Here is a 22,830-nt window from a genome sequence, read left to right on the forward strand (position 1 = left end):
CATCTCGGCCGGGCGTTGCTACCGTGCCCACTCCTGACGACCCATCAGTTCAACGGAGGCCGAGCATGCGCGCCGTCATAGCTGCCGCGATCGGGCTGGCCGCCGCCCTCGCCCTCGTCCTGACCGTCTCCGCCATCGGTGGCCCCGAGGGCAAGACCTCACCGAAGCCTCTGCTCACCACCGTGCCCAGCGCCCCCGGGAAGATCACCCAGGCCAAGTAGCAGGCCACCGCACCCAGTTGAGGGAGAGCAGGTCCATGCGACGCAAAGCCAGTCTCGTCCTGCTCGCCCTAGCCGTCTTCTTCGCCGCCCTGTCGCCCCTGCTGCGCTGGTACGCCTTCCCGCGCCTCGCGAAGATCCCGCCCAGCCAGTACCAGGAAGCGGTCCTCGAAGCGAAGAACGCCACCCTCATCGACTACGCCACCATGCAGTCCAGGACGGTCCCCAAGGTGACGGTCGTCCAGACGCTGAAGGGCAACGTGGAGGCGGCCAAGGAGATCGAGAAGAGCGCCGGCAGGGACGTCGTCGTGTGGGACACCCTCTCCTATGTGCAGGGGCCCGACGGCAAGATGGTCTCCCAAATACCCGAGCGCTACATCTTCGACGCCCACACCCAGGCACCCGTCCACGCCACCGGCGAGATGGTCGACGGCGACGCGGTCCAGCGCAAGGGCATCGAGTTCAAATGGCCGTTCCTGACCGAGAAACGGGATTACGAGTACTTCGACTTCCAGGCCCGCACCTCCGCACCCATCCACTACAAGGGCACCCAGAAGTTCCACGGCCTCGACGTCTACTACTTCGAGCAGACCATCCCCTGGACCAAGGTGCCCTACCCGAAGAAGATGCCCCTGCCCGGCATCGACTCCAGCACCCTGGAGAAGACCACCGGCACCTCCCTCTGGTACACCACCACCCGCAAGTTCTGGATCGACCCGGTCACCGGCGCCCCGGTCAACGGCGAGGAGATGAACCAGGAGGAGATGCGCGGCGGCACCCTCCTGGGCGGCCGCGACAAGGTCACCGTCTTCGCCGGCGACGTCAAGATGCGCCCCGACTACGTCGACTACACCGTCGACCTGGTCAAGAAGAACCGCGTCCTGGTCCTGCTGCTCACCTCCTACCTCCCCTGGGGATTCCTCGGTCTCGCCTTCGTCCTGCTCGCCCTCTCCCTCTGGCTCGAAGCGCGCAGCCGCCACCCCGGACGCCCGCCCACCGGTGTGACGGAACCACGCGAACCCGCCATGACGTGAGCGCCCCTCGAACCCGCCGTGTCGTGAGCGCTCCTCGAACCGTGACGACGTGAGCGCTCCTCGATCTGTGCTGACGTGAGCGCGCCACTCGTACGTTCATGACGTGCGCCGCACTCGAACCGTCCCGATCCGAGCCCAGCGCGAGCCGTCTTGGCTAGAGCCACGCCCGACCCGACCCGACCCGTCACGACCCGAGCCGCGCCTTCGTGAACCGCGTCGCCTGTGCCTGGGTCGGATCCTCCGGCCACGGATGCTTGGGGTAGCGGCCGCGCAGCTCGGCCCGCACGGCGCGGTACCCCTCGCGCCAGAAGTTCGCGAGGTCGGCGGTGACGGCTGCCGGGCGGCCCGCGGGGGAGAGCAGATGGACCAGGACGGGCACCCCGGCCACCTCCGGTGTGCCGTCCAGGCCGAACATCTCCTGCAACTTGACGGCCAGGACCGGCTGTTCACCCCCGTACTCCACCCGTATCCGGGACCCGCTGGGCACGAGGATCCGCTCGGGCGCCAGCTCGTCCAGGCGGGCCGCCTCCCCGGTCGCCCACGGCAGGAGCCGGTGGAGAGCCGCGCCCGCCTCGATCCGGCCGAGGTCGGCCCGGCGCCGGGCCCGCGACAGCTCGGGTTCCAGCCACGCCTCGGCCCGGGCGAGCAGTGCCGCGTCGGCCACATCCGGCCAGGGCTGTCCGAGCACCCGGTGCAGGAAGGCCAGCCGCTCCCGCAGATTCTCCGCGTCACGGGTCCAGCGCAGCAGACCGAGCCCGTCCCGCGCGAGCCCGTCGAGCAGAGCGTCCCGCACGAGCGACGCGTCCGGGTTCTTCATCGGGCGAACGGTCAGCTCGACCGCGCCGAGCCTGGCCACCCGGCGGGCCACGACGTCCCCGGCCTCCCAGTGCACCTCCTCGCCCTCGGCCAGCAGATGCCCCGCCGCGAGCCGGGCGGTCTCCTCGTCGATGACGCAGGCAAGCCGTACCCGGGCGGACGCCGCCTGCACCGGACGGTCCGCGACAGCCACCGCGAGCCACCCCGCTGAACCAAGCCCCGACCCCGCGGCCACCTCGGCGCCGGTGCCCGACACCATCAGGAACGAGCCGCCCCCACGTGCCCGCGCCACCCGTTCGGGAAACGCCAGCGCCGCGACGAGCCCGGCGGCCGCCTCGGCGGAACCCCGCTCGGGATGGCTCCCGGCGAACGTGGTGAGGCGACGCACCTCCTGCAGCCAGCGCGCCCCGTACCCGTCGCCGCCCCGGCGCGCGGTGCGCCAGGCCGCCGCCAAGTCGTCCCCGTACTCCCGGGGAGGCTCCTCGCTGAGCAGCGCCACCACCTCGGCGGCCCGCCGGCCACCGACCTCCAAAGCCCCGTCGAGGAGGGCCCGGGCGAGCCGGGGGTGCAGCCCGAGCCGCGACATCCGGGCGCCCCGGCCGGTGGCGCGGCCCTGCTCGTCCACCGCCCCGATCGCCGAAAGGACGGCGCGGGCCGCAGCCATCGCACCCGCAGGCGGTGCGTCGAGCAGAGCCAGGCCCTCGGCCGACGGATCGCCCCAGCAGGCGGCCTGCAGGGCGAAAGCGGCAAGGTCGGCGACCTTGATCTCGGGGGCGGGGAAGCGCGGCAGCCGGCTGTTCTCCGCCTCGCTCCAGCAGCGGTAGACCGCGCCCGGGGCCTCGCGCCCGGCCCGGCCGGCGCGCTGACGGGCCGCCGCCTGCGAGGCCCGGACCGTGGTCAGGGCGCCCAGGCCCCTGGCGTGGTCGACCCGCGGCTCGCGTGCCAGGCCGCAGTCCACCACCACCCGCACGCCCGGCACGGTCAGCGACGACTCGGCGACCGAGGTCGTGAGGACGACGCGCCGCCCGGTCGACCCGGCGAGCACCGCGTCCTGCACGGCCGCCGGGGCGCGGCCGTGGACCTGGAGGATCTCGATGCCGGGCAGATCTCCCAACTGGCGTGCCACGCGGGCGATTTCCCCCACGCCGGGCAGGAAGCAGAGCACATCGCCGTCCCGCTCGGCCAGCGCCCTGCGCACGGTGGCGGCCACATGGGAGAGCAGCGCCGGGTCCACGCGCATGCCGTGCGGCGGGCGCACCGGCTGGGCAGCCGGCGCCCACACCACCTCCACCGGGTGCGCCACACCGGCCGCCTCGACGACCGGGGCGTCGCCGAGCAGCCGGGCCCAGCCCTCGGCGTCCGTCGTCGCCGACGCGGCCACCAGGCGCAGCTCCGGCCGGAGCGCCGCCCGCACGTCGAGGAGGAAGGCGGCGACGGTGTCCGCGTCGAGATGGCGCTCATGGCACTCGTCGAGGACGACGACGTCGACGCCCGCCAACTCCTGGTCGCGCTGCAGGCGTTGCAGGAGCACCCCCGTGGTGACGACCTCGACGACGGTGTCGGGCCCGACGGACCGCTCGCCGCGCACGGTGAACCCGATCCGGCCGCCTGTCCGCTCCCCGAGCAGCCACGCCATCCGGCGCGCGGCGGCCCTGGCCGCTATGCGGCGGGGCTCGGCCACCACGACCCGGCGCACCGGGCCGTCGCCGATGAGCCCCGCGAGGACCAGCGGTACCAGAGTGGTCTTGCCGGTGCCGGGCGGGGCGCACAGCACGGCCGTCCCGTGCCCGTCGAGTGCGGCGAGCAGCTCGGGCACGGCCTCGCGTACGGGGAGGGCGTCGAGTGCGTCGGTTCGGATCATGCGCTCAGTGTTGTACGTCCCGCCGAACCGTGCGGCGCTCTGTCCACAGGGACGGTGGGCTTGTACGACTAACCGTGCCGGAGGGGGCTCGGGGCTTCCCTTGGTCCCGGACGCCCGCGTCAGGCCGTGCGCCCGCCGCAGTGCCTGGCGCCCGTGTCATCCGTACGCCCGCCGCAGTCCCGTGCGCCCGCGTCACTCCCTGACGCGCACGTCAGTCCCGTACGCACACGAAGATCGCGGTCCCGGGGATCAGATTGCCGCGGAGCGGGGACCAGCCGCCCCACTCCTGGGAGTTCCAGGCCGGCCACTCAGGTTCGACGAGGTCCGTGAGCTGGAAGCCGCCGGCGACCACGTCCCGCACGCGGTCGCCGAGCGTGCGGTGGTGCTCCACATATACGGCGCGGCCGCTCTCGTCCTGCTCGACGTAGGGCGTCCGGTCGAAATAGGAGGCGGCGACGGACAGGCCCTCGGGACCGGGCTCGTCGGGGAAGGCCCAGCGGATGGGATGCGTGACCGAGAAGACCCAGCGGCCGCCGGGCCGCAGCACGCGTCGCACCTCGCGGAAGACCTGCACCGGGTCGGCCACGAAGGGAACCGCTCCGTAGGCCGAGCACGCCAGGTCGAAGGAGCCGGCCGCGAACGGCAGCGCGCCCGCGTCCGCTTCGATCAGCGGGAACGTACCGCCGTCGATGCGCAGCGCGTGCTGGAGCTGGCGGTGCGAGAGGTCCAGGGCCACCGGGCGCGCGCCCTGGGCGGCCAGCCACCGAGAACACTGGGCGGCGCCCGCGCCGATCTCCAGGACGTCGAGACCCTTCAGGGACTCCGTCGGGCCGAGAAGGCGGGCGTCCGCCTCGTCCATGCCCTCCGGACCCCACACGAAGCGGTCGTCGCCGAGGAACGCCCCGTGGTCGGTCTGGTACTCGTCGGCGTTCCGGTCCCACCAGCCGCGGCTTGCCCGGCTGCTCTCCGTGTCCCCGGCGACACGACGCGTGGCGTCCGGCTCGGAATCGGTCGGGTGCTCCGCGCCCTCTGCGTGCCTCGGCTTTTCGGACTCGTACGCTTGGATCTCTTGGCTCATCGTGTCCGTCGTTGTAGTTTGCGCTGAACGCGGCCTCGTGCTCGTGAAGGCCTTCGAAAGAGGTGTCCGGAGCCCATCCTGGCCTCGGGGAACCTTAGTTGTGCCGGGATTGCGGGCATCCGCCCCGGGTGTGCGCCTTCGCGCATTGACCCTGTCCGGCTGCCCCCGTATGCTACAAGTTGCGCTGCGAGCCTGCGCACCTCAGACCTAGCAGGCGCGCCTCCATCTGTTGCATGTCCCCTCGGTTTGTCGAGGCACCATCCGGACCGACCCGGATAGGTGCTTCCCTGGCTGTCCGGCTTCTGCAGAGGCGATACGGGCTTACGGCGTGGCAGTACCTACGACTTTCTGTCCGTACCGGAGCCCTTTCCCACATGACGAGCAGCACCGAGACCACCTCTACCACTCCGCAGGTAGCGGTCAACGACATCGGTAACGAGGAAGCCTTCCTCGCCGCGATCGACGAGACGATCAAGTACTTCAACGACGGCGACATCGTCGACGGCGTCATCGTGAAGGTCGACCGGGACGAGGTCCTGCTCGACATCGGTTACAAGACCGAAGGCGTGATCCCGAGCCGTGAGCTCTCGATCAAGCACGACGTCGACCCGAACGAGGTCGTCAAGGTCGGCGACGAGATCGAGGCCCTGGTTCTCCAGAAGGAGGACAAGGAAGGCCGTCTGATCCTGTCCAAGAAGCGCGCTCAGTACGAGCGTGCCTGGGGCACGATCGAGAAGATCAAGGAAGAAGACGGCATCGTCACCGGTACCGTCATCGAGGTCGTCAAGGGTGGTCTCATCCTCGACATCGGCCTCCGTGGCTTCCTGCCGGCTTCCCTCGTCGAGATGCGCCGCGTCCGCGACCTCCAGCCCTACGTGGGCAAGGAGCTCGAGGCGAAGATCATCGAGCTGGACAAGAACCGCAACAACGTGGTCCTGTCCCGCCGCGCCTGGCTCGAGCAGACCCAGTCCGAGGTTCGCCAGACGTTCCTCACCACCCTGCAGAAGGGTCAGGTCCGCTCCGGCGTCGTCTCCTCGATCGTCAACTTCGGTGCCTTCGTGGACCTGGGTGGCGTCGACGGTCTCGTCCACGTCTCCGAGCTGTCCTGGAAGCACATCGACCACCCGTCCGAGGTTGTCGAGGTCGGCCAGGAAGTCACCGTCGAGGTCCTCGACGTCGACATGGACCGCGAGCGTGTCTCCCTGTCGCTGAAGGCGACGCAGGAAGACCCGTGGCAGCAGTTCGCCCGTACGCACCAGATCGGGCAGGTCGTCCCCGGTAAGGTCACCAAGCTCGTTCCGTTCGGTGCGTTCGTGCGCGTCGACGAGGGCATCGAGGGCCTGGTCCACATCTCCGAGCTGGCCGAGCGTCACGTGGAGATCCCGGAGCAGGTCGTCCAGGTCAACGACGAGATCTTCGTCAAGGTCATCGACATCGACCTCGAGCGTCGCCGGATCTCGCTGTCCCTGAAGCAGGCCAACGAGTCCTTCGGTGCCGACCCGGCGTCGGTCGAGTTCGACCCGACCCTGTACGGCATGGCCGCGTCCTACGACGACCAGGGCAACTACATCTACCCCGAGGGCTTCGACCCCGAGACCAACGACTGGCTCGAGGGCTACGAGACCCAGCGCGAGGCGTGGGAGGGTCAGTACGCCGAGGCGCAGTCGCGCTTCGAGCAGCACCAGGCCCAGGTCATCAAGTCCCGCGAGGCCGACGAGGCCGCCGCTGCCGAGGGCGCTGCCGCTCCGGCCGGTGCCCCGGCGGGCGTCTCCGGTGGTTCGTACTCCTCGGAGTCGGACGACAACTCCGGCGCCCTGGCGTCGGACGAGGCGCTGGCTGCCCTGCGCGAGAAGCTGGCGGGCGGCCAGAGCTGACGCTCCGACCACCGGCTGGTAGATAGCTGACAGCAAGGCCCGTTCCCCTCTGGGGGAGCGGGCCTTGCTTCATGTCGGACGCCGTCAACCCGTCCCTCCCACAACCGAGTTGACCGCCCCTCCGGGAGGACGCCGTTGGCCGTGCGCCGGGCGGCGGGGGACCGGCGGGGCGGAGTCCCGGCACCACGTGCGGGTTTCCGTAAAAGCGGCACGGGCGGGAATGTCCACGTCCTGACGGTCGTTCTTCCTGGTGAACACGAGGAGGAGCGGTAATCGTGCTTGATCCGCAGGATTTGTACGAATGGGAGCCGAAGGGCCTCGCCGTCGTCGACATGGCGCTCGCGCAGGAGTCGGCCGGCCTGGTCATGCTGTACCACTTCGACGGCTACATCGACGCGGGTGAGACCGGCGAGCAGATCGTCGAGAAGCTGCTCGACACGCTGCCCCACCAAGTGGTGGCGCGCTTCGACCACGACCGGCTCGTGGACTACCGTGCCCGCCGGCCGCTGCTGACGTTCCGGCGCGACCGCTGGACCGAGTTCGAAGTCCCCTCGCTGGAAGTCCGCCTGGTACAGGACGCCACGGGCGCGCCCTTCCTGCTGCTGTCCGGCCCCGAACCGGACGTCGAGTGGGAGCGCTTCGCGCTCGCCGTCCGCCAGATCGTCGAACGCCTCGGCGTTCGCCTCGCCGTCAATTTCCACGGCATCCCCATGGGCGTGCCGCACACCCGGCCCGTGGGCCTCACCCCGCACGGAAACCGCACCGACCTGATGCCGGGCCACCGTTCGCCCTTCGACGAGGCCCAGGTGCCGGGCAGCGCCGAGTCGCTGGTCGAGTACCGGCTGATGGAGGCCGGACACGACGTCCTGGGCGTCGCCGCGCACGTCCCGCACTACGTGGCGCGCTCGTCCTACCCGGACGCGGCACTGACCGCCCTGGAGGCCGTCACGGCCGCCACAGGCCTGGTCCTGCCGAGCGTCGCGCACGGCCTCCGTACGGAGGCGCAGCGCACCCAGACCGAGATCGACCGCCAGATCGGCGAGGGCGACGAGGAACTGGTCAGCCTCGTGCAGGGACTTGAGCACCAGTACGACGCGGTCGCGGGCGCCGAATCACGTGGCAACCTGGTCGCCGAACCGGCGGACCTCCCGTCGGCGGAGGAGCTGGGCCTGGAGTTCGAACGCTTTCTCGCCGAGCGGGAGGGCGACCTCTAGACGCGGGCGCCTCGCGAGGTGCCGTGCCAGACGCCCCGCTCCCGGTCATGGTCCGTCGGACACCCCCTAAGCTTCGGCTCATGCTGAAGGTGGGCCTGACCGGCGGTATCGGCGCCGGCAAGAGCGAAGTGTCACGGCTGCTCGTCTCCTACGGAGCCGTACTCATCGACGCGGACAGGATCGCGCGGGAGGTCGTCGAGCCCGGAACAGCGGGCCTGGCGGCCGTGGTCGAGGCGTTCGGTCCCGCCATCCTGTCCGCGGACGGCACCCTCGACCGCCCCAAGCTGGGCGGCATCGTCTTCTCCGACCCCGAGAAGCTCGCGGCCCTGAACAAGATCGTGCATCCACTGGTCGGTGCGCGATCGGTGGCACTCGAATCGGCCGCGGGCCCCGACTCGGTCGTCATCCACGACGTACCCCTCCTGACGGAGAACGGCCTGGCGGCCCTGTACGACCTGGTCGTCGTCGTCGATGCCACGCCCGAGACCCAGCTCGACCGGCTCGTACGGCTGCGCGGCATGACGCCCGACGAAGCCCGCGCCCGCATGGCAGCGCAGACGGACCGCGCCCAGCGGCTGGCCGTCGCCGACCTCGTCATCGACAACGACGGGCCCCTCGCGGCGCTTGAGCCACAGGTGCGGAAGGTGTGGGCGGAGCTGATGGAGCGGGCGGGGAGCTGAGGGGGCGGAGCAGCTGAGGGGGCAGGGCAGCTGAGGGGGGAAGCCGGCCCGCTCGGGGCGCCTGCTCGGCAGGGGAGCGTGCATCCGGCGTACTCCTGTGGTCCGGCGTGCTCGCGTGGTCCGGCGCGCGGTGCCGGCGCGGCGCGCAGTTCTGCCGGGCGTGCGGTGTGATGCGGAGCCGAGATGTATCGGGCCCGTATGAATTCCCTCATCATGCTGGGTTTCCCGGGCTTGGGGCGCCGTCCGCCGGCCGCCCGGCCTACGATCCGGCCTGTGCTCTTCGTACTGGCGGGTTTCACTGTCCTCGGCGGCCTCGTAGCACTGCTCGCCGGGGCGTACGGGCTACGGGAGACCCGGCGCGTCGAGCGGGCGGGCGCGCTCGCATGGGCGCTGGTGAAGCCCGCGCCGCAAGGCTCCGAGCGGCCGCGTCTCCAGTTCGAGACGGTCGACGGCGATGTCCTCGAACTGCCCTCGCCCGTCCCGCCGAGCCGCCGCGAACCTCTCCCCGCAGGCTCCAGCGTCCGGGTGTCCTACGATCCGGAAGACCCCCGCACCGTCGTCGTCCTGGGCCGTGAACGCACCGTCGTGGACCGGGCGTTCATCGCGGCAGGCGCGGCCATCGTGCTCCTGGGGCTGACCCTGGCCGCCGCGTCGCTCTGAGCCGCGTGCCGCGCGACGTTGTGCCCGCGTCCGGTCTTGCGTACGCACGCGCCGGCACGCATCACGCATACGGAATAGCGGAGCCGGGCATGGCGTTGACATCGCGCAGCGAGCGAAAGGAATAGGCACGTGGGCGAGAACACCCCCGAGACGCACGTCATCGACTTCCGGGCCGCCGAGCACCTTTTGGCCGCCCGGGACCCGCGTGGCGCCGTCAAACTTCTCGACTCGGTCGTATCGGCCCACCCCGAGAACACCGCGGCCCGCCTGCTCAGGGCCCGTGCGTTCTTCGCATCGGCCCAACTGCGTTCCGCGGAGCTGGAGTTCCAGCTGGTCCTGGAGCGTGAGCCGGACAACGCCTTCGCCCACTTCGCTCTGGCCCGCACTTACGAGCGCCAGGCCCGCCCCGACCAGGCCAAGCGCCACTTCCGTCTGGCGGCGGCCCTCGACCCCAAGCCGGACTATCTGGCGGCGGCGCGCTTCGAGGACGAGGCGGAGTAGCGGCGCCTGGGCACCGCGTCAGCGCGTGCGCGGCGGCTCGTACGGCGGGATGTCGCGGCCCGGCTGGTAATGCGGGCCCTGCCGCATATGGCGAATGATCATGACGAGGTCGACGACGATCACCGCGGCCAGGACCGCGCAAGCGGCCATCCACCCCGGCCGGCCCTCGATGGCGAACCCCACCGTGCCTCCGACGGCCCAGATCAGGCCCCAGATGCTCAGCCAGAGCCGCATCCGCAGGGGGCTGCGGGCGGTGATCGGTTCGTTACCGGTGCGCGGCATGGTGATCGCCTCCCTAGAGGTGTACCCGCTGAGGCCGAGGTGAAAGCCGGTGAGCACGGTGAATCGCGGCGCGCTCAGGAGTGGGGGACGGGCGGGGTGAGGTGGGTGGGTCGGCTCGGGGGCGCCGGGGGGGGGGTGAGCCGGGGCGACGGATGCGCGTTGGGCTTTGGCTGCGCGCGGCGCGGACTGCGTGGCTAGGGTGGCGCGCATGCTGCTCCTCGACGAACTGCCCGAGACGCTGCTCGACCTCGCCGTACCGCACGAGGACATCAACGAACTGACCGCGCTGGCCGCCCGGTTCGCCGCCGAACCCGAGCTGGCCGACCTCCTGGAGCGGTCCGTCCTGGCCCTCGTCGAGCGCATCGGCACAGTCGGCGTCCAGCCCGAACTCCCGCCCCCGCCCGCGGGGTCGGGCGAGCTGGAACGCTGGTTTCCGGTGTACGTAGCCCTCGCCGCGCTGCCGTACACCAAGGCGTACCACCGCGAGCGTGGCATCCCGGACGACATCGCCCGCCGCACCCTCGCCGACCTTGGGCGGCATATCGCGCTGCACCACAGGCGGCGTGGAAAGGGCGGCCTCAACGCGCCCCGCTGGCTACGGCTGCACCTTCGCGGGGAGATCTACCAGCTCGGAAGGCTCCAGTTCCAGCGCGCGAGACTCGGGGAACGCACGAGCCGGGCCGCCCGCGCGGCAGGCGTCGACGCCGAGCCCGGCGACCCGTGTCTGAACCTGCACATTCCCGATTGCCTCGGCCCCCTGACGCCACAGGCGTGTGCCGACTCCATCGCGCGGGCCAAATCGTTCTTCGCCCGCCACTTTCCCGAAGAATGCCACCGCGTGGCGACGTGCCACTCGTGGCTGCTCGACGAGCAGCTGCGGGACCACCTTCCGGAGAACTCCAACATTCTCGGCTTCCAAGGTTTGTTCCGGACCGCCTACAGAAGCGATGAGCCGGCCGACCGTGAACCCGTCGGCTTCGTCTTCGGCGATCCCGAACTGCCCGTGGCGGACCTCCCGCAGCGCACCTCGCTGCAGCGCGCCGTCGCGCAACACCTGCTGAGCGGTGGCCATTGGTACCTGGGCCACGGCTGGTTCGCTCTCTAAGGGCAGGGCAGGGCAGGGCAGGGCAGGGCAGGGCAGGGCAGGGCAGGGCAGGGCAGGGCAGGTCGGCGCTCGGAGCGCCGCAGATTCAGTGCACGAAGCTGTAGCTGCGCCAAGGCGGGGCCTGCGGAGCGACATTATTGGTGAGCCTGCTGCCGATGTACGTCGTGTCCTTGCCGGTGCAGTCGGGCGTCCGGTACATGATCATGTCGACCAGCGTGTTGTTGAAGACCTCGCTGGTGCCCGTCGGCAGCACCCGGTGGCAGCCCCTCACCTTCGGGCTGGTCAGCGAGATGGCGTGGTCCGGACCCACCGGATAGCTGACGGTGCCTACAGCCGTCCGCCCGAGGCTGGAGCAGGCGGTGGTGGCGAGGGTGAGCAGCACGGCCCCGGCAACGATCCGCGTGCGGCGACGGCGGCGTGAGGCAGGGGCGGGGGACTGGGACGCGGTCACGGACATGAGTGGTCCTCGTCTGTACGGCATGGCTGCGGCGGTCAGTGTCGCCAGCCTGCCCCGAGTCGCTGCGCGCGGCATCCGGTGTGCCCCGCGGATAGCCCGCCCGGGCGACCGGGGCCCGTTCCCCGGCGGCCTCGGTGGCGGCGGCCCGTCCCTGGCGGCCAACCCGGCGGCCCTTACGACGGCTGCCAGGGTGGCCTCCGTAACGGCCTCCGTAACGGCATCCGTAACGGCTTCCGTGATGCCCTCTGTTAGGGAGCGCCGTCCGGTACCTGCCCCGGCCCGCCACGTCCTGGGGCTCTACACCGGGCGGGCGGCCGGGGTACGAGAGATTGCGGTGCCCGCAGCCGGGCACGCGGTCACTGTCGAATGCCCCAGAGATTCGGCGCGGCACTGCTCTAAACCTCGTCGGAAGGCGCGCGAACCTGATGGAACCCATCCGTACGACCCACCAGGGAGCGGTGCGAGGGCGGCTCGTCGCCGACGATGTGGCCGCCTTCCTGGGCATCCCGTTCGCCGCACCCCCCTTCGGGGAGGCACGCTTTCGGGCTCCGGCACCGGCCGTCCCCTGGGACGGCGTACGCGAGGCGCTCTCCTACGGGGCGAGCATGCCCCGGGCCCCCTACGCGCCGCCCTTCGACGCGCTCATCGCGGACGAGGGGCCGCAGGGCGAGGACTGCCTGAACCTGAACATCTGGACCCCGCATCCGGCCCCGGGCGGCGGCCTCCCCGTCATGGTGTGGATCCACGGCGGCGCCTTCGCCAACGGCTCGGGCTCCGCTTCCTCCTACGACGGCAGCGCCTTCGCGCGCGACGGCGTCGTCTACGTCAGCATCAACTACCGGCTCGGCGCGGACGGCTTCCTGAAGCTGCCCGACCGTCCCGACAACCGCGGACTGCTCGACCAGATCGCCGCCCTCGAATGGGTGCGTGACAACATCGAGGCCTTCGGCGGCGACCCCGGACAGGTGACCGTGTTCGGCGAGTCGGCGGGCGCCATGAGCATCGGCGCGCTGCTCTCCCTGCCGCGCGCCCGCGGCCTGTTCCGGCGCGCGATCCTGCAGAGCGGCGCCGCCCACCACTTCCTGCGCCCCTCGTCCGCCGACCTGATCACGGCCCGCCTCGCCGAGAAGCTCGGCATCGAGGCGAGCGCCGAGGCGTTCGCCGATGTCCCCCTGGAGACGCTGCTGCGCGCCCAGGCCGAGCTGCGCGGCGAGATCGGGGCACGCCCGGACCCCGCGCTGTGGGGCGAGGCGGCGCTCAACATGATGCCGTTCGAACCCGTCCTCGACGACTTCGCGCTCCCCGCGCAGGACTGCGGGGTGGAGTTCCTGGTGGGCAGCAACCGCGAGGAGTACCGCCTGTTCCTCGTGCCCACCGAACGCCTCGACGTCCTGTCGCAGGACAGGCTCCGCCTGGCGACGGCCGCGTACGGGCTCGACCCGGACAAGGCGCTGCCCGTGTACGCCGAGCGCCGCCCGGGCGCCGTGCCCGGCGAGCTGTTCGACGCGGTCACCACCGACTGGTTCTACCGGATCCCGGCCCTGCGCATCGCGGAGGCGGTGCCGAACTCGTACGTGTACGAGTTCGCCCGGCGCTCCCCGGCCTGCGACGGCCAGCTCGGTGCCTGTCACGCCTCGGAGCTCGCCTACGTCTTCGACCGCCTCGACGACCCGGCCTACGCCCCGATGATCGGCCCGAACCCGCCGCGGTCCTTGGCGGACGCGATGCACGGGGCATGGGTGGCCTTCGCGAAGACGGGGGAACCGGGCTGGGCGCCGTACGACTCGGAGCACCGCACCACCAAGGTCTTCGACACCGTCCCGAGCGTCGAACGCGACCTGCGCGGCGAGGAACGTGCCTTGTGGGAGGGGGTGCGCTGAGGGCGCGGGGGCCCATTGTCAGACCTCGCCCGTAAGGTCGTAGATCAGTCGCACACCACGCGACGGACCATGACCGTGCGGACGAAGGGAGGTGACCGGCGATGGACCGGCCGACACCGATGCGGCACGGCGAGCGGGAGCCGGTTGCCTCAGGGCAGGCCCCGCCCGCCTGGCGCCACCACCCCGACCGCCGGCCCGAGCGCACCGAGGACGACGCCGGCCCCTACGGCGTCTCGGTGGCGCGGGCCGGGACCGGCGGCGCCGAGCACGCGCCCCGCGCCTGGCCGGGGGTGACGGCGGCCGCCGTGTTCCTGCCCGCCGGACTGCCCCGCGAGGGCAAGGTCGCGTTCTGGAACCCGGACCAGGGGCCCCTGCCGCAAGGAGCCGACGGCCCGGCGGGAGAGGTGGCCGAGCTGACCGTGGTGCGCCGCCACGGCGGGGGCGCCCGCAGCCGCAAGGTCGCCGCCCTTCTCGTTCCGGTCGCCGAATCCCTTCCGCTCCTGATCGAGGCCCGGCGCCACCCTGCCGCCCACCCGGCAGCGGCGTGCTGGGGCGCCGCCGCGCTGCACGCCCTGCACCTCGTCGCGCGCGGCAGACTGCTGCCCGGCCTCACCCCGACCCAGCACGACGCCTGGCGGGCCGGCCCGCTCGACGCGGACGACATCGCCCAGCTGCGCGCCATCGCCGCTGCCATGCCCTACGAGGCGTACGGCGTGCCCGTCCCCGGCCGCGGCGCGCTTCAGCTGCCCGAGCCGGAAGCCCTGGTGCGCGCCTTCCTGGACGCCGTCGCCGACACCCTGCCGCGTACCCCGGCCGCGGCCCACGCCGCCGGGGCGCCCTTCGCCGCGCCCACCGCGCAGCATCTGCCGGCCGCCCGGGCCTGGGCGGCGGAGGCGGCCGCAGGCATGGACGCGGGCGTCCGGGTCTCGCTGCGTCTCGACCTCGCCGGGTACGAGCTCTTCGACACGCCGGCCGAAGAGGAAGGTGAGCCGCGGCGCGCGGGCTCGGCGATCGTCCAGGTCCACAGCCTCGCCGACCCGACACTTGTCGTCGACGCCGGCCGCCTCTGGTCGGACGAAGTCACCGCAAGCGCCACCGCCACCGGACGCGGATCCGCCACCACGTCCCCAACGGCTGCTACCGGAAGCGGAGTTGACGCCTTCGGTCCCCGGGCGCGGATCGACGCGCTGCTCGCCCTGCGCCGCGCCGCCCGCGTCTGGCCACCGCTCGGGCTGCTCCTGGAGCGCAGTGTCCCCGACGTCCTGCCGCTCACCGAGACCGAGTTGTACGAGCTGCTCGGTGCGGCGTCGGCGCGGCTGGCCGCGGCGGGCGTCACCGTCCACTGGCCGCGCGAGCTGGCTCGCACGCTCAGCGCCACCGCCGTCGTACGCCCGGCACCCGGCTCGGCCACCGACGGCACCTCGTTCTTCGACGCCGGGGAACTCCTCGCCTTCAACTGGCAGCTGGCGCTCGGCGGTGAACGGCTCACCGACGCCGAGATGGACGTGCTCGCCGAGTCCCATCGCCCCATCGTGCGGCTGCGCGACCAGTGGGTGGTCGCCGATCCCGAGCTCGTCCGCAAGGCCAGAAAGCGCGACCTGGGCCTGCTCGACCCGGTGGACGCCCTGTCCGTCGCCCTCACCGGCACCGCCGAGGTCGACGGCGAGACCGTCGAAGCGGTCCCGGCCGGAGCGCTCGCGGTGCTGCGCGACCGCCTCCTGGAAGGGCCCGCGACAGCCGAACAGCCCGCGGGGCTCGACGCGACGCTGCGCGACTACCAACTGCGCGGCCTGGCCTGGCTGTCCATGATGACCTCCATGGGCCTCGGCGGCTGCCTCGCCGACGACATGGGCCTCGGCAAGACGATCACCGTGATCGCTCTGCATCTGCGCCGCGCCCGCCCCGAGCCCACCTTGGTGATCTGCCCGGCGTCCCTGCTCGGCAACTGGCAGCGCGAGATCGCCCGCTTCGCGCCCGGCGTCCCGGTGCACCGCTTCCACGGCAGCAGCCGCACCCTGGGGACGGAGAGCGGCGAAGGCGGTTTTGTGCTCACCACGTACGCCACCATGCGCACCAGCGCACCCCAACTGGCCGCCCGCGCCTGGAACATGGTGATCGCCGACGAGGCGCAGCACGTCAAGAACCCGTTCTCGGCCACCGCCAAAGCGCTGCGCACCATCCCTGCCCCCGCCCGGGTCGCGCTCACCGGCACCCCGGTGGAAAACAACCTCTCCGAGCTGTGGGCGCTGCTCGACTGGACGACCCCCGGCCTGCTCGGCCCGCTCAAGGCATTCCGGGCCCGGCACGCCCGCCTGGTGGAGAACGGCGAGGACGACGGCGCGGCGGAGCGTCTCGCCCGTCTGGTCCGGCCCTTCCTCCTCAGGAGGAAGAAGTCCGACCCGGGCATCGTGCCCGAGCTGCCCCCCAAGACGCAGACCGACCATCCCGTGCCGCTGACACGCGAACAGGCCGCCCTCTACGAGGCCGTCGTCCGCGAGGTGATGGCCGCCGTCGAGGCCGCGGAAGGCATCGCCCGGCGCGCCCAGGTCATGAAATTGCTGACCGCTCTCAAGCAGATCTGCAACCATCCCGCGCAGTACCTGAAGGAGGACTCCCCGCGCCTCGCGGCCCGCTCGGGCAAGCTGGCCCTGCTCGACGAACTCGTGGACACCATCCTCAGCGAGGACGGCTCGGTCCTGGTCTTCACCCAGTACGTCGCGATGGCCCGGCTGCTCTCCCGCCACCTCACCGCACGGGGCGTGCCCTCCCAACTGCTGCACGGCGGCACCCCGGTGGCCGAGCGGGACCGCCTTGTCGACGCCTTCCAGGCCGGCGAGGTGCCCGTGTTCATCCTCTCCCTCAAAGCCGCGGGCACCGGCCTCAACCTCACCCGCGCCGGCCATGTCATCCACTACGACCGCTGGTGGAACCCGGCGGTGGAGGAACAGGCCACCGACCGCGCGTACCGCATCGGCCAGACCCAGCCGGTGCAGGTCCACCGCCTGATCGCCGAAGGCACCGTGGAGGAGCGCATCGCCGAGATGCTGGACCAGAAGCGGCGCCTGGCCGACGCCGTCCTGGGATCCGGAGAAAGCGCCCTGACCGAACTCACCGACCGGGAACTGGCCGACCTGATCTCCCTGCGGAGAGCCTCATGACCGCCGCCCGCCCCTCCCCGCGCACCACGCGCCACGACGACCGCCGGCGCACCTACCCCGCGCTCGGCGCCCGCTCCGAACGGACCGGCACCTGGTGGGGCGACGCCTGGGTGGAGGCCATGGAGGAGCTGGCTCTGGACGCCGCCCGGCTGGCGCGCGGCCACGCCTACGCGCAGGGTGGTCACGTCGACGCGATCACCGTCACGCCCGGCCGCATCACCGCCTACGTCCACGGCTCCCGCCCCCGCCCGTACCGTACGGAACTGCGGCTGCGCACGCTGCCCGACGGGGCGTGGGAGGAGTTCCTCGACACCGCTGCCCAGGAACCGGCCCACATCGCCGCGCTCCTGGACAAGGATCTGCCCCACGCGCTGGCCGACGAGGCGGCGCTGCTGCCCGCATCCGGCGACCTGATCCCCGACTGCTCGTGCCCCGACGACGGCTACCCCTGCAAGCACGCTGCGGCCCTCTGCTACCAGGTGGCCCGCCTCCTGGACGAGGACCCGTTCGTGCTGCTCCTGATGCGCGGGCGCGGCGAGCAGGAGGTCCTCGCCGCTCTCACCCGGCGCAACGCCACCCGCATGGCCGTGGAGCGGACGGACCCGCAGCCTCAACTCCCCACCACCCAGGCTCCGTTGGCGGTACAGCCGCGCACCCGGCCGCCGCTGCCGCCGCCGTTCCCCACACCGTCGAGGCCAGGACACCCCCCGGCCTTCCCCGACGTGCACGGCGGCCCCGACCCGCTCTCGCTCGACCTCCTCGCCACGGAGGCGGCGATCCGCGCCCACACCCTGCTCGTCACCGGGCAGGACCCGATCGCCCCGCTCACCACCTGGCAGGACGCGGTGCGCCTGGCCGCGGCGCACCCCGGCTCCGGGCTCACCTCCGCCACCCGGGCCCTCTACACCGCCCTGACCCGGGCCACCGACCGCACCCCCACGGATTTGGCGCGCGCCGTGGCCGCCTGGCGCCAGGGCGGCCTCGAAGCGCTCGCCGTCCTCGAAACCCCCTGGGACCCGCCGGCCGGCCCCTTCGACCGGGCCCGCCCCGCCCTGAGCGCCGCCGGCTTCCCCGACTTCCGGCCCGGCCGCAACCGCCTCTCCACCCCCACCACCCAGCTCCGCTACGGCCGTGACGGCCTCTGGTACGGCTACGAGTCGGACCCCGGCCGCGACGACTGGTGGCCCCGGGGCGTCCCGGACACGGACCCGGTGGGGGCCCTCACCGCCCGCCTCGGCGGCTGACGTCGCGGCGGTCCCGTCGGCGGACGAGGCGGCGGACGCGGGGGCGTCACCGAGACCGCGCCGACCGGGTGGGTGCCGGCCGGCGACGGCGGGCCGCGCCATCGCGCCCGGCGGCGATGCCACCGGTCACGGGTGCCTCAGGCCTCCGTGACCGGTGTCACCGCCTTGCGCTGCGTCACCCGGGGCCGCTCCAGGCGGGTCACCACATGGGAGTGGAACACGTCCACCGCCGCGTCGACACCACGGATGAACCCGGTCTCGGCGTTTCCGCGGGCATGACCCACGCTCTTGGAGAGCGACAGGCGGAATCCAGTGATCCCCTCCGGGCCCTTCGGGAGCAGGTCACCGGGCTCTGGGCGCAGCTTCTCCAGGGTGCCGCGCGGCCCGGCCCCGCCCCCGGCGAGCAGGGTCTGCACATGCAGGTCGGCCGGCGCCTCGGCGAGTTGCCGCATCAGGCGCTTCACCCAGGACAGCGGATACCCCTGCTCGGGGGCCGGGATCTCGATGGACGTCCTGAGCCGCCCCATTCGCAGGTCGGCGATGACACCCAGCACCCCGGGCGTCCCCTCCACCCGGATCTCGGCCCGCAGCTGCCCGTCCACACAGAGGCGGTGCGCCAGTTCGGCCCGGCGTGTCTGCGGGTCGGTGCCACGCTTGACCCGGTGCACGGGCGCCACCTTCGCGCCGAGTTCACCGCCGAGCCGCAGACAGACCTGGCGAATCAGCCGCTCCCAGCTCTCGACGACCTGCACGGAACGCGGGTCGCCGGGCGTCAGGGTCTCCTCGTCGATGCCGTTGCGCACCGGCACCCACGCCGGGCCCATGTTCTGGAAGCCGTGGCAGCCGGAGTTGTCGTGCTGGAGGTAGTGCAGCAGTTCCTGGAGCAGCCAGGCGTGCGCCTCATTGCGTACGCCCTCGTGGCGGATGAGGAGCTGCGCCTGTTGGGTCACCTCGGCCCAGGACAGGTGCCACAGGGCGACCTTGTGCTTGCGTCGCCCGTCGGTCTTCACGTCGACCAGGGAACTTCCCTCCAGGGCGACATCGTTGGAGAGGGTGATGACCGCCTCGTAGCCCCGCCGGGCGGCAATGTCCATGTAGGCCTGGATCTGTTCGCTCTTGAGCGCATTGCCATTGGTCTTGGTCTCGACGAGGGCCGTCCACAGTTTTCCGGCACGCTCCACGCGGATGACGCCGTCGGGCCGCCTGGGGCTGTCACCGTGAGGGAGCGAGACCTCCGTGAAGGTCTCCATGCGCCCGGCGGGCGCGCCGAACGCGGCGGTGAGCCGTCGCCCGAACTCGGGCACCTGGGTCATCACGGCCAGCAGCACGGATGTCGCCCGCATCTCGCGTTCCCGGTCGCTCTTCAGCGTGGAGGCCGGGAACAGCCGCGCGGCGCGCCACGCGTCGTTCTCCGCGAGCGAGTCCTTGGGCGCCTTGGGCAGCGTGACCTTCTTCTTGGCCGTACGCAGCCGACGCGGGGCGGCGGCAGCGATCGCGGCCGGCTCCGCTACGACCGGCACGGTGCTGCGCTGGATGGGCACCTCGACGACGGTCGGGATGGGGCCCTCAACTGCCGTATGGGATGCGGGGGTCGGAGCGACGGACCCGACGGCGACTCCATTGACGGCGCCGGAGGCGCCGGCCTCGCCGACATCGCTGGTCTTGCTGCCTCCGCTGAATTCACAACCCCCGTTGCCCTCGCCGGGGTCGCCGCCCTCGCCACCCTCGCCGGCCCCGCCGAACTCGCCGGACTCGGCCGATTCGGCGGAGAGGCCGTCGCTCTCGCTCTCGCTGTCCTGGTCGTCGTCCTCGTCGATCTCGATTCCGTAGTCGGTGGCGAGTCCGGCGAGCCCGGAGTCGTACCCCTGGCCGATGGCCCGGAATTTCCACGCGTTCTCGCGCCGGTAGACCTCGCCGAAGACGAACGCGCTCTCCGTGCTCGCTCCGTCGATGGAGAAGCCGAGCAGCCCGTCGCCCGAGCCGTCCGCCACCACCAGGCGGATGTTCTCCAACTCCCCGAAGTGGGCCCGGCGATGGCGGCTGGCGGCGACGATGACACGGTCGACATCGCCCGGAATCGCGGCCAGGTCGAGCCTGATCCTGTCCTCGCTGCCGTTCTCGGACGGTGTCACGCCCAGGAGTTGCACCGTGCCGTCGGCCGCGGCCGGGTTGTTGTAGAAGAAGAAGTCCGCGTTGTCGCGCACTCTGCCGTTCGGGCCGAGCAGCAGTACGGAGACATCGGCGTCGCCCTCGCCGTTCGGGCTGTTCCAGCTCAGGCTGACGATGACAGAGTCGGCGTTCTCGCTCAGCGCCGACAGGCCGACGTTGGCACCCTTGATCATTTCATGCATTCGAACTCCCCCCACGGGATGGAGGGCTGCGCGGGCATGGCCGAACTGCCCTCTGTACACGGAAAGTTAATGCTCTCCCCAAGAGCGGTTCAGCCTACTGGTCGCGGTGGCCGGCGCTCAGGGTAATCGGCGCTCTTCGGGCCGGGCCGTTGTCGCCCACTGGGTCAGCGTGCTGAAATCCGCCTCCCGCAGCCCCCGTCGCGGGTGCACGCGCACCAGCAGTGCGGGCGCGTCATGGTGGTCGCGCACATAGGTCTCGTCCAGATCGGTGATCATGTCGTCGACCCAGGCGAACGGGCGTCCCGCCGCCCACTTCAGCAGGGGCCTGGTCTTCCAGTACAGGCCGTCCGGGTCGGTGGCGAACAGTTCGGGCCACGCGATGAACGGGAGGTCGGGCGGGAGGCCTATGACGGGGGCGATCATCTCGTTCGCCTCGTTCATCCAAGTGGTGGCCCAGGCGAGTTCATAGGGCAGCGAACGGAGCCGGGCGCCGTGTGCCGCATTGAGCCGGACGCGCAGGCCCCGGCGGTGGGGACGGGAGCCCGGGGTCTGGCGGGCGAGCCAGACCGACGGGTGGAGCCGGTGGGCGCGGTAGCCGCGAAGGCGGGCCAGGCGGGCGGCGTACGGATTGAGGGGACCGTCCACGTCGAGGAGCAGCAGAGGACGGTCCGGCACAGTCGTCATGCGGAAGGGATACCCACGGCCGCCCCGTCAGCCTCCTGAAGTCGTCACCGACTCCCGCGTCTCCGGGGCCCACGCCAGCGAAACCAGCATGCCGGCGAGGAGAACCGCGGCCAGCCAGTACATCGAGCCGCTCAGCCCGAGGTGTTCCAGACTGACCGGCAGGATGAACGTGCCGACGGCCGAGGCGATGCGGCTCGTACCGTTGAGGAAACCCACGCCGGTGGCGCGCAGATGCGTCGGGTAGAGCTCGGCGGGATACACCTGCGTGAGGTTTGAAGCGCCGGCCATCACAAAGGTGTAGATGAGGAACGGAATCATGAGGGCGATCGTCGAGGCATGGGCGAAGGCCCCCATCAAGGCGAGCGCCGCCGTCATGATGCCGAACGTGGCGATCGTCAAAGGCCGTCGGCCGGTCTTCTGCAGAAACCAGAGCCCGATGACGCCACCGGCGAGCAGGAAGATGTTGAGCAGCAGATTCTGCAGGTCCGGGTCGGGAACGTCCAGGGCGGCCAGGATGGTCGGCATGAACGTGTAGATCGCGAAATAGGGCAGCACCTGTGCGCTGTAGAACACCGTGCCGAACCAGGTGCGCCGGGCCTGGCCGGGGGAGAAGAGCTCCCGGTACGCGGCGGTCGCCCCCGCGTGGTGCTGCTGGGCCGGCGCGGCCTCGGCGGGGCCGAGCTCCGACTTCAGGTACCTCCTCGCGATGGCCCGCGCCTCCTCGATCCTGCCCTGGCTGATCAGCCAGCTCGGCGACTCGGGCGTACCGATGCGCAGGAGCAGCACCAGGAGCGCGGGTACGGCGCCGGATGCGAGCAGCAGATAGGCGGCGCCCTCGGACTTGCCGAGGTAGGTGCCGAGGACGCCTGCGATCACGTAACCGACGGTCCACATCACGGTGAGGGAGCCCAGGAGGACGCCCCGGAGCCTGCGGGGTGCGAACTCCGACAGCATCGTCGGGCCCACCGCGTAGTCGGCGCCGAGCCCGAAGCCGATGAGCAGGCGCAGCGTGAACAGGAGCGCGGGATCGCGGGCCCAGAGCTGGAGCACCGACGCGATGGTGATCAGGACGAAGTTGTAGATGTACAGCTTCTGCCGGCCGATGATGTCGCCGACGCGGCCGAGCACGATGCTGCCGAAGAAGAGACCGATCAGCGCGGACGCGCCGAGGAGGCCCTGCCAGACGCCGGAGAGGTGCCGGGCGTCGGTGAGGGTGGCCAGGACCGCGCCGATCATGCCGAGCGCGTAGCCGTCGGAGAAGTTCGCCCCGAACGTCGTCGCCGTCACCCGCAGGTGAAAGGGGCGCAGGGGCGCCTCGTCGAGCGACGGGGCGAGCCGCTCGGGTGCGTCGGTTTCCGCGGTGGCCGGCTTCGGCATCGGCATTACCTCGCCTTGGGCGTGGGCCCGCCTGGGGGCGGCGGGGACGGGCAGCTTGAGTCGAGCGCAGCCATCCTGCCTGCCCGAGCCCCGGAAGGGAATCTTTCTATGCGAAAGAAGTGTGAGTGAATGGAATTCTTACGCAAGGGGAAGCTCATCTTCCGCGACCCTGGAGGCTACCTTGCCGGGCCCGGGTGGGGCGGCTGACCTGGAGTGTGCGGAGGTCGCGGACGACCTGCGTGGCGCGGAAGAGCCGGGAGGCGCGGACGGGTCGGAGACGGAGGGCGCGGAGGGGTCGGAGGGGGCTTCCGGTGCCGAGCGGGCGGAGGGAGCTTCCGGGGTCGAGGGCTTCGGGG

General features: G+C 71.7%; 18 protein-coding genes. 11 read left to right on the plus strand and 7 right to left on the minus strand.

The window, feature by feature from the left end; all coding sequences use genetic code 11:
• Positions 1-65: 65 nt before the first annotated feature.
• On the plus strand, positions 66-221 hold the full coding sequence (locus AB0D31_RS00720; protein WP_362715004.1) for an SPW_0924 family protein: 156 nt from the start codon (positions 66-68) through the stop codon (positions 219-221).
• A 35-nt stretch (positions 222-256) separates the two neighbouring features.
• Positions 257-1,252 carry a DUF3068 domain-containing protein gene (locus AB0D31_RS00725; protein ID WP_362715007.1) on the plus strand — a complete coding sequence of 332 codons (996 nt, stop codon included), beginning with the start codon at positions 257-259 and terminating at the stop codon, positions 1,250-1,252.
• Between the two features lie 184 nt (positions 1,253-1,436).
• Here the strand turns inward: AB0D31_RS00725 and hrpB are convergent, their stop codons facing one another.
• Positions 1,437-3,929, minus strand: coding sequence for an ATP-dependent helicase HrpB (gene hrpB / locus AB0D31_RS00730; protein WP_362715010.1), 2,493 nt, complete (start codon positions 3,927-3,929; stop codon positions 1,437-1,439).
• A 211-nt stretch (positions 3,930-4,140) separates the two neighbouring features.
• Positions 4,141-5,007, minus strand: coding sequence for a class I SAM-dependent methyltransferase (locus AB0D31_RS00735; RefSeq protein WP_362715013.1), 867 nt, complete (start codon positions 5,005-5,007; stop codon positions 4,141-4,143).
• A 374-nt stretch (positions 5,008-5,381) separates the two neighbouring features.
• On the opposite strand from AB0D31_RS00735, the gene rpsA reads away from it, so the two are divergent.
• The 5 genes from rpsA to AB0D31_RS00760 all read left to right on the plus strand — a co-directional run bounded on the left by rpsA (position 5,382) and on the right by AB0D31_RS00760 (position 9,936).
• Positions 5,382-6,881 (plus strand): 30S ribosomal protein S1, encoded by a 1,500-nt coding sequence (gene rpsA, locus AB0D31_RS00740; protein WP_053729297.1) that lies wholly within the window; start codon positions 5,382-5,384, stop codon positions 6,879-6,881.
• Positions 6,882-7,156: 275 nt separating this feature from the next.
• The gene (locus AB0D31_RS00745) at positions 7,157-8,095 is read left to right on the plus strand and encodes a PAC2 family protein (RefSeq protein ID WP_362715016.1); all 939 of its coding nucleotides are present in this window, start codon (positions 7,157-7,159) and stop codon (positions 8,093-8,095) included.
• Positions 8,096-8,175: 80 nt separating this feature from the next.
• Complete coding sequence (gene coaE, locus AB0D31_RS00750; RefSeq protein WP_362715019.1) at positions 8,176-8,775, plus strand: dephospho-CoA kinase; 600 nt, start codon at positions 8,176-8,178, stop codon at positions 8,773-8,775.
• 273 nt (positions 8,776-9,048) lie between these two features.
• Positions 9,049-9,435, plus strand: a complete 387-nt coding sequence (locus tag AB0D31_RS00755) for a DUF3592 domain-containing protein (protein ID WP_362715022.1) — start codon at positions 9,049-9,051, stop codon at positions 9,433-9,435.
• A 129-nt stretch (positions 9,436-9,564) separates the two neighbouring features.
• Positions 9,565-9,936 (plus strand): tetratricopeptide repeat protein, encoded by a 372-nt coding sequence (locus AB0D31_RS00760; RefSeq protein WP_362715024.1) that lies wholly within the window; start codon positions 9,565-9,567, stop codon positions 9,934-9,936.
• Positions 9,937-9,954: 18 nt separating this feature from the next.
• Here AB0D31_RS00760 and AB0D31_RS00765 read toward each other — a convergent pair whose 3' ends face one another.
• Positions 9,955-10,218, minus strand: a complete 264-nt coding sequence (locus AB0D31_RS00765) for a DUF6343 family protein (protein ID WP_362715027.1) — start codon at positions 10,216-10,218, stop codon at positions 9,955-9,957.
• A gap of 208 nt (positions 10,219-10,426) precedes the next feature.
• Between AB0D31_RS00765 and AB0D31_RS00770 the strand changes: the two genes are divergently transcribed.
• Positions 10,427-11,323: an acyltransferase domain-containing protein gene (locus AB0D31_RS00770; protein ID WP_362715030.1), complete on the plus strand. Its 897-nt coding sequence runs from the start codon at positions 10,427-10,429 to the stop codon at positions 11,321-11,323.
• Between the two features lie 85 nt (positions 11,324-11,408).
• Here AB0D31_RS00770 and AB0D31_RS00775 read toward each other — a convergent pair whose 3' ends face one another.
• Positions 11,409-11,780 carry a hypothetical protein gene (locus AB0D31_RS00775; protein WP_362715032.1) on the minus strand — a complete coding sequence of 124 codons (372 nt, stop codon included), beginning with the start codon at positions 11,778-11,780 and terminating at the stop codon, positions 11,409-11,411.
• Between the two features lie 425 nt (positions 11,781-12,205).
• Between AB0D31_RS00775 and AB0D31_RS00780 the strand changes: the two genes are divergently transcribed.
• From AB0D31_RS00780 to AB0D31_RS00790, 3 genes are all read left to right on the plus strand, one after another.
• Positions 12,206-13,660, plus strand: coding sequence for a carboxylesterase family protein (locus AB0D31_RS00780; RefSeq protein WP_362715035.1), 1,455 nt, complete (start codon positions 12,206-12,208; stop codon positions 13,658-13,660).
• Positions 13,661-13,761: 101 nt separating this feature from the next.
• A complete protein-coding gene (locus tag AB0D31_RS00785) occupies positions 13,762-16,818 on the plus strand; it encodes a DEAD/DEAH box helicase (protein ID WP_362715038.1) in 3,057 nt (1,018 codons plus the stop codon).
• Positions 16,815-18,062, plus strand: a complete 1,248-nt coding sequence (locus AB0D31_RS00790; protein WP_362715041.1) for an SWIM zinc finger family protein — start codon at positions 16,815-16,817, stop codon at positions 18,060-18,062. The genes AB0D31_RS00785 and AB0D31_RS00790 overlap by 4 nt, the downstream gene beginning before the upstream one ends.
• A gap of 137 nt (positions 18,063-18,199) precedes the next feature.
• Here AB0D31_RS00790 and AB0D31_RS00795 read toward each other — a convergent pair whose 3' ends face one another.
• The 3 genes from AB0D31_RS00795 to AB0D31_RS00805 all read right to left on the minus strand — a co-directional run bounded on the left by AB0D31_RS00795 (position 18,200) and on the right by AB0D31_RS00805 (position 22,474).
• The gene (locus AB0D31_RS00795; protein ID WP_362715044.1) at positions 18,200-20,413 is read right to left on the minus strand and encodes a TerD family protein; all 2,214 of its coding nucleotides are present in this window, start codon (positions 20,411-20,413) and stop codon (positions 18,200-18,202) included.
• A 117-nt stretch (positions 20,414-20,530) separates the two neighbouring features.
• A complete protein-coding gene (locus AB0D31_RS00800) occupies positions 20,531-21,088 on the minus strand; it encodes a hypothetical protein (protein ID WP_362715245.1) in 558 nt (185 codons plus the stop codon).
• Positions 21,089-21,124: 36 nt separating this feature from the next.
• Positions 21,125-22,474, minus strand: a complete 1,350-nt coding sequence (locus AB0D31_RS00805) for an MFS transporter (RefSeq protein WP_362715248.1) — start codon at positions 22,472-22,474, stop codon at positions 21,125-21,127.
• Positions 22,475-22,830: the final 356 nt, after the last annotated feature.

The sequence above is a fragment of the Streptomyces sp. NPDC048361 genome (assembly GCF_040651795.1).
Classification (GTDB): domain Bacteria; phylum Actinomycetota; class Actinomycetes; order Streptomycetales; family Streptomycetaceae; genus Streptomyces.

What these genes read in the sequence shown, in the direction of transcription:
- AB0D31_RS00720 (WP_362715004.1), top strand. Translation starts at nt 66, where the DNA reads ATGCGCGCCGTCATAGCTGCCGCGATCGGGCTGGCCGCCGCCCTCGCC.
- AB0D31_RS00725 (WP_362715007.1), top strand. Translation starts at nt 257, where the DNA reads ATGCGACGCAAAGCCAGTCTCGTCCTGCTCGCCCTAGCCGTCTTCTTC.
- hrpB (WP_362715010.1), bottom strand. Translation starts at nt 3,929, where the DNA reads ATGATCCGAACCGACGCACTCGACGCCCTCCCCGTACGCGAGGCCGTG.
- AB0D31_RS00735 (WP_362715013.1), bottom strand. Translation starts at nt 5,007, where the DNA reads ATGAGCCAAGAGATCCAAGCGTACGAGTCCGAAAAGCCGAGGCACGCA.
- rpsA (WP_053729297.1), top strand. Translation starts at nt 5,382, where the DNA reads ATGACGAGCAGCACCGAGACCACCTCTACCACTCCGCAGGTAGCGGTC.
- coaE (WP_362715019.1), top strand. Translation starts at nt 8,176, where the DNA reads ATGCTGAAGGTGGGCCTGACCGGCGGTATCGGCGCCGGCAAGAGCGAA.
- AB0D31_RS00765 (WP_362715027.1), bottom strand. Translation starts at nt 10,218, where the DNA reads ATGCCGCGCACCGGTAACGAACCGATCACCGCCCGCAGCCCCCTGCGG.
- AB0D31_RS00770 (WP_362715030.1), top strand. Translation starts at nt 10,427, where the DNA reads ATGCTGCTCCTCGACGAACTGCCCGAGACGCTGCTCGACCTCGCCGTA.
- AB0D31_RS00775 (WP_362715032.1), bottom strand. Translation starts at nt 11,780, where the DNA reads ATGTCCGTGACCGCGTCCCAGTCCCCCGCCCCTGCCTCACGCCGCCGT.
- AB0D31_RS00780 (WP_362715035.1), top strand. Translation starts at nt 12,206, where the DNA reads ATGGAACCCATCCGTACGACCCACCAGGGAGCGGTGCGAGGGCGGCTC.
- AB0D31_RS00785 (WP_362715038.1), top strand. Translation starts at nt 13,762, where the DNA reads ATGGACCGGCCGACACCGATGCGGCACGGCGAGCGGGAGCCGGTTGCC.
- AB0D31_RS00790 (WP_362715041.1), top strand. Translation starts at nt 16,815, where the DNA reads ATGACCGCCGCCCGCCCCTCCCCGCGCACCACGCGCCACGACGACCGC.
- AB0D31_RS00795 (WP_362715044.1), bottom strand. Translation starts at nt 20,413, where the DNA reads ATGCATGAAATGATCAAGGGTGCCAACGTCGGCCTGTCGGCGCTGAGC.
- AB0D31_RS00805 (WP_362715248.1), bottom strand. Translation starts at nt 22,474, where the DNA reads ATGCCGAAGCCGGCCACCGCGGAAACCGACGCACCCGAGCGGCTCGCC.